General features: G+C 41.8%; 6 protein-coding genes. 4 read left to right on the forward strand and 2 right to left on the reverse strand.

The window, feature by feature from the left end:
• The first annotated feature begins 362 nt into the window (after positions 1 to 362).
• The 4 genes from AB4160_RS09805 (at position 363) to AB4160_RS09820 (ending at position 4230) form a co-directional block, all read left to right on the forward strand.
• Entirely contained in the window at positions 363 to 1040 is a 678-nt protein-coding gene (locus tag AB4160_RS09805; RefSeq protein WP_372004408.1) for a hypothetical protein, read from the forward strand.
• 17 nt (positions 1041 to 1057) lie between these two features.
• Positions 1058 to 1810, forward strand: coding sequence for a GMC oxidoreductase (locus AB4160_RS09810; protein WP_372004410.1), 753 nt, complete (start codon positions 1058 to 1060; stop codon positions 1808 to 1810).
• A 1-nt stretch (position 1811) separates the two neighbouring features.
• On the forward strand, positions 1812 to 2240 hold the full coding sequence (locus AB4160_RS09815) for a twin-arginine translocation signal domain-containing protein (RefSeq protein WP_102531462.1): 429 nt from the start codon (positions 1812 to 1814) through the stop codon (positions 2238 to 2240).
• Positions 2241 to 2613: 373 nt separating this feature from the next.
• Positions 2614 to 4230 (forward strand): methyl-accepting chemotaxis protein, encoded by a 1617-nt coding sequence (locus AB4160_RS09820; RefSeq protein ID WP_372004413.1) that lies wholly within the window; start codon positions 2614 to 2616, stop codon positions 4228 to 4230.
• A 206-nt stretch (positions 4231 to 4436) separates the two neighbouring features.
• Here AB4160_RS09820 and AB4160_RS09825 read toward each other — a convergent pair whose 3' ends face one another.
• Together AB4160_RS09825 and AB4160_RS09830 are read right to left on the reverse strand one after the other, a co-directional pair.
• Complete coding sequence (locus AB4160_RS09825; RefSeq protein WP_102475495.1) at positions 4437 to 4667, reverse strand: thioredoxin family protein; 231 nt, start codon at positions 4665 to 4667, stop codon at positions 4437 to 4439.
• 56 nt (positions 4668 to 4723) lie between these two features.
• Positions 4724 to 5722 carry a permease gene (locus tag AB4160_RS09830; RefSeq protein WP_372004415.1) on the reverse strand — a complete coding sequence of 333 codons (999 nt, stop codon included), beginning with the start codon at positions 5720 to 5722 and terminating at the stop codon, positions 4724 to 4726.
• Positions 5723 to 6011: the final 289 nt, after the last annotated feature.

The following is a 6011-nucleotide window of genomic DNA, read 5'->3' on the forward strand; positions in this document are numbered from 1 at the left end:
ATGATCTGGTCAAATGCGCTTTATAAACTTGTTGATGTTTTACTCTAATGAATATCGATTTAGTTAATCGAATTGGTGTGATGGTAGATAAAGGACTGCGGCCATTAACTAGAACTTACTACTGAAATTGGTATTTTGGTGGGGAGAACGCTTGTATTGTTTTTATATACAATCAGTTATATAACGATGGAATTATATAAAGATATTTTGCATGATTTAATTGTTATCTAGTTGCTGAATATGAAGGTATCGGGGATACCATATTTAATTAACTAAAAATAAAGGCCGTATTTAAGGGCCGTATTTAAGGATTAAATTTAACGGTCTCATGTTAGCGACCAGCGAAAAGGAATCCCATAACGATGAATTTAAATATTGTCAGCGCCGAACAGGCTGCGCAGCAAAAGTATGAATTAATAATTATTGGTTCTGGCTTTGGAGCTTCATTTTTTTTACTTGAGGCGCTAAAAAAAATTAATGGTAATATTCTGGTGCTGGAATGGGGCGATTATCATTCGTGGAATTGGCAATTATCCCAAGGTAAAAATTCGGCTGTTGATCCTGCCGATACCTTTAAAAATACAGCTGAAAAAGAATGGAATTGCACCATTGGTTTTGGTGGCGGAATGAATTGCTGGTTTGCCCAAACCCCTCGATTTCATCCTGCAGATTTTAAAACCGCCTCTTTGTATGGGGTCGGCAATGACTGGCCGATTTCCTATGACGATCTTGAGCCTTATTATTGTGATGTCGAAAGCATTATGTCGGTGTCAGGCGATCCTGATATGCAAAGCATGTTTCCTCGCTCAAAACCTTATCCCCAGCCGCCCCATAGACCCACTGCCATTGATCGCATTATGAAAAATGCAATATGGACAGCCACTTTATCATGCCAACGGCCAGAGCAAGGGTGTCAACTGATACACGGGCGGCCTGCTGCTCTAATGCCAAATGTAATTTATGTCCCATTCAGGCCAAATTTACTGTGCATAATGGTTTTCAGCAGGTGTATTCGGACCCAAGAGTGCATACCTGTTTAAACTCTGAAGTAAGGCATATGCAGCACAGTGATAGCACGGTTTCTAGCGTGGTTTTTATCAACAACAATCAAGAATATACCGTCAGCGCCGACAAGTTTGTTTTAGGCGCCAACGCCATACAAAGCCCTGCGATATTGCTACGATCGAAAATGGATTTTGGTGACACGGGCCTAGGGCTACACGAGCAAATTGGGATAAAAGTAGAGGTGTATTTAGACGGTTTAGAGAACTTTGATGGTAGCACTATTACCACAGGGCTCAATTATGCCTTGTATGATGGCGAGTTTAGAAAAGATCACGCTTCTTGTTTGATTTACTTTGAAAATCGTTGGCCTTATGGCTTTAGAAAAGAAGTGGGTCGCTGGCGAGAAACCCTGCCATTAGTCATTGTCGCTGAAGATCTCCCCCAAAAATCCAATAATGTCACTATTGATGCTACTACAGGGCAGGCGGTAGTGAGCTATACCGGAGAATCTGAGTACGCCAAAAAAGGTATTGAGCAGGCTTTAGCGCAATTACCTAAGGTACTTGATGCATTACCTGTGGAAGCGATTCATTTTCGTGGCTGGCGGCCGACTGAATCACATTTACAGGGCACCTTGAGAATGGGCAACATTGATGATGGCTCAGTGGTAGATGCAAACCTTATTCATCATCAATACCGAAACTTATTTGTGGTGGGCACATCAGTATTTCCAAGCTGTTCTTGTGCTAATCCTAGCTTAACGGCTGCAGCATTAGCAGTGCGCGCAGCGAGAATGGGGGTTTAATATGAGTGGTACTAGTCTTTCTCGACGCTCGTTTCTTAAAGTTGCAGCGGTTGGCGCAGGGCTGGGTGGGGCGGTATTTTATGGAGTGCATACATTAAATACCCAAAATTTTATCGTTTCTAGCCTTGATCGTTTACTGGGTAAGCTAAATATTAGCGATGAAAACCTGCAATTGTTTTGTGATCATTTTACCGCTGAATATGGTGAGATGAAGCTGCGTGCCATTATTATATTAGATCAATCTTCAATGTTTGATTTGGTTGTTAAAAAGCGTGCTATTTGGATTGATAAGTATGAGCGAAAATTAGTCACTGATTTTATGATGTCGACCAATTATTTCCAAGTCAGTAACCCTGCCACAGAGGCGCTGCAATACTACGGCGCTAATCGGCCTTGTTATAATCCCTTTGCCCGCTTTGACGTCGGTTGATTGCTGTTGATAAAACCATAATACCCTGTCAGTTATGCCTTTCATAAAATAGTGGCCTTTGACTTTAACAAGTGAAACTTGTTAAGCCAAAGGTCATTATCTTGCAAAATCTCCATTAAAGTTTTCCCTCAATAAGTCGATGTCTATATACAGGTCTAATCGTGTACTACACGAATATTAGAGGCCAATGTTATTGAGTCATGTTATTAAGCACTTTAATGTGCAATAAAGGCTGTTTAAGAGTAATAACCACTCGCCAAACCCCATACTGACAACTGAAATAACTTGATATTCAGGTCATTAATCACGGTGAATTTAAGCTAATTCCTCCGATTTATATTTTAAAGTAGGCTTAATCTTTAAAGGTAGTTATATGAGTATTGATGTCTCAATTAAGAGAATGCTTCAAATTACAATTTCGTTATCATTATTGGCTTTAATCGTTTTAGTTTGGGTGAGCAATGCCCAGCAATCTTCTATTTATGAAAGTGTGTTAAATGAAGAAAAACAGGTTAATACTATTTTTGCTTTAAAAGATACTCGCTATGATGTTGTACAAATTCAGCAGTTTTTAACCGATGTTGGCGCAACAAAAAGTGATGAAGCCAAAGCCGAAGCGTTAGCAAGTTTGCATGCCGCTCAAGCAAATATGGATAAACTTATCAGTTCGGCACCGGAATATACTGCAAGAGCTCAATCGATTAAACGTCAAATTAATCAATTGCATGAATCTGGTGTGAATATGGCAGATGCTTACCTAACTCAGGGGACCGATGCTGGTAATTTACTGATGAAAGGTGCTGGTGGCTTTGACCAAGCATCGTCAGATTTAGCTGATAATTTAGATGAATTAGCCCAAGAGTTAGATGGTAAATTTACTGTTGCGGTACAAGAAACCCTAAATTCCACCTTGCAAGCTGCCAGTGTGCAATTGTGGGGCAGTATTGGCATTGGTGTGTTTATTATCATTATTTTGTCAGCCCTTTACCGCAATATTTTCACTCCGCTTAACGCTTTAGATAATTCCATGAGTAATGTGGCTTCAGGCTCTAAAGATCTTACCGTGGCGCTAGATGACAGTGGTAATAGCGAAATTAATCAGGTCGCTGGCAACTTTAATGTATTTGTAGGTAATATTCGTGAGTTAATTATTGATTTCAATGGTAATACTCAGCAGTTAGGTACGGCAAGTGTGCAGCTTAAATCGGCCAGTAACGAAACCTTAGCGGGCATGCAGCGCTTACAAGGTGAAACCGAACAAGTTGCTACAGCGATGAATCAAATGCAAGCAACCGTGGTGGAAGTAGCTAATAATGCCGAACTAGCGGCGCAAGCAGCTAAAGATTCTGATACCCAAGCGGTCCATGGTGACATGATAGTTCAGCAAACGATCGCTTCGATCGATAACCTCTCTGGCGGGGTTGAACAAGCTGCCAATGCGTTACAAAAATTACAAAACGATGCCGATAATATAGGTAGCATTTTAGATGTGATCCGCAGTATTTCAGAGCAAACTAACTTACTGGCACTCAATGCCGCCATCGAAGCTGCCCGCGCGGGCGAGCACGGCCGTGGCTTTGCGGTAGTGGCAGACGAGGTCAGAACCTTGTCTAAACGAACTCAAGATTCAACTAATCAAATTCAGCAAATGATTGGACAATTACAAACGGGTGTTAAAGATGCGGTATCGGTAATGGACTCAAGCCGTGAGCAAGCCGATAAAAGCACCGTTCAGGCAGCACAAGCGGGTGAGGCCTTAGCTAAAATTACCGAATCGGTGGCGATGATTTCTAATATGGCCACCCAAATCGCCACAGCAGCAGAAGAGCAAACCGCGGTCAGTGATGAAATTAATCGTAATATTGTCAATATTAGTGATGAAGCCAGATTAACGGCCAGCAATGCCGACCAATCACATAGTGCCAGTGTGCAGGTTAATCATTTGTCACAGCAATTAAGAGAACAAATTGGTCAATTCAAGACAAGTTAGTGAATTATTTTAAACAAGCTAGAGTCAATGTGACAGTTTTGCCACTAAAACATCCGTTATTTAGAGGCTAATGTTGTGTTATAGCATTGTGCTAAAAGCACTGTGGTGGAGACCTAAGGGAGATAGACCCATTCCCTTAGGTTTTTTCATCAATACCAAGCGATGTAAGTTATCATTATCCCAATAAGCAGATGTATCATTCTGCGCTATATCCAGCTCGCCAGTTGCTCTTTAGTGGGCTTACTGCCTTTATGAACCACTTTTTCATCCACCACCACAGCAGGTGTGCTCATTACACCATAAGCCATAATTTGCGCCATGTCGGTGACTTTTTCTATTGTGACAGTAACGGCTTTTTCATCGGCAACTGCTTGGGCAAGTTCTGCTGTTTCAAGACACTTTTTACAGCCGGAGCCTAATATTTTAATGGTTCTCATGATAAATCCTTATTTATTGAGCTGTTAAATCACCGATGTTTTTTACATCAGTAAAATCATAAAAATGGCGTAAAGGCATTAAACAGCCAACCGACTAGGGTAAACGCCACCAATAGCAGGCAGAATAATATTGCCAGTAAGCGCCACTGCATAACCTGTTTTAGTAAGATAAATTCTGGGAAGCTGGCAGCAACGGTGCTCATGCAAAATGCCAGTGTGGTGCCTATGGGTAGGCCATTAACAATTAAGCTTTCCATCACAGGAATTACCCCGGTGGCGTTTGAATACAGCGGGATCCCCAGTAGTACTGCAGCAGGTACTGACCACCATTGGCCATCGCCTAAATGGGCCTCAATCCAACCATCGGGTACAAAGCCGTGCAGCGCTGCCCCAAGGCCGACACCAATAATGACCCATTTCCATACTCGGCCAAAAATATCGAACATCTCAGTTTTGGCAAATTGATGCCGCTGTGACATTGATAGCGCTTGGGTTTGAATATCGTCAGGGTTATTAGCTGTGCTATGTTGTTGACCGCGTTTGAGGGCTTCAGCGGCAAAAGATTGTAGCCAGCGCTCAGCTTTTATTGCATCGAGAAAAAAGCCGCCTAACATGCCGACACTCATGCCAACCACGACATATAAAATGGTGAATTTTATCCCCAGTAGGCTCATGAGTAGCAAGATGGCTACTTCGTTGATTAGCGGTGAGGTGATCAAAAAGCTCATGGTGATCCCAAGGGGGATCCCGGCTGAGGTAAAGCCAAGAAATACCGGAATACTGGAGCAAGAACAAAATGGTGTTACCACCCCAAATCCAGAGCCCATCAAGTAACCTAAGCCCTTGGGTTTACCAGCTAAATAGTCTCTGACTCGTTCAACATTTAATGAGGCTCGCATTAAGGCTATGAGGTAGATCATCACCAGCAGTAGGGCAAAAATCTTAGTTACGTCTTCAACAAAAAAATGCAGTGCATCCCCAAGCTTTGTCTGCTCTGACAAGCCCAATAAATCGTAAATTAGCCATGATGCAAAATCAGTGAAAATTTGAAACATAGGTTAATGCTCAAAAAAACGTCTTATAGCCAAGATAGCGGATTTTTAGCAATGAAAATAAGCGCTAGCTCTCGCTTTTGCATAAAGGGCTGGAGCGTAAAGGTTTGTCACAATATCGGTTAAATAAAGCTAAAACACCACTTAAGCTTGGTGCTTACAGAAGTTATAACTGAAGGGGTTTGAAACTGAAAACCAGCCTCGCATTTGGGGTAAACCTTAATGCGAGGCTGTGGTCTAGATATTGTGAAGTGGGATTAAGTTAATGATTAAATGAGGGTGTAACAGATTC

The sequence above is a fragment of the Shewanella sp. 10N.286.51.B8 genome (assembly GCF_041469325.1).
GTDB lineage: Bacteria > Pseudomonadota > Gammaproteobacteria > Enterobacterales > Shewanellaceae > Shewanella.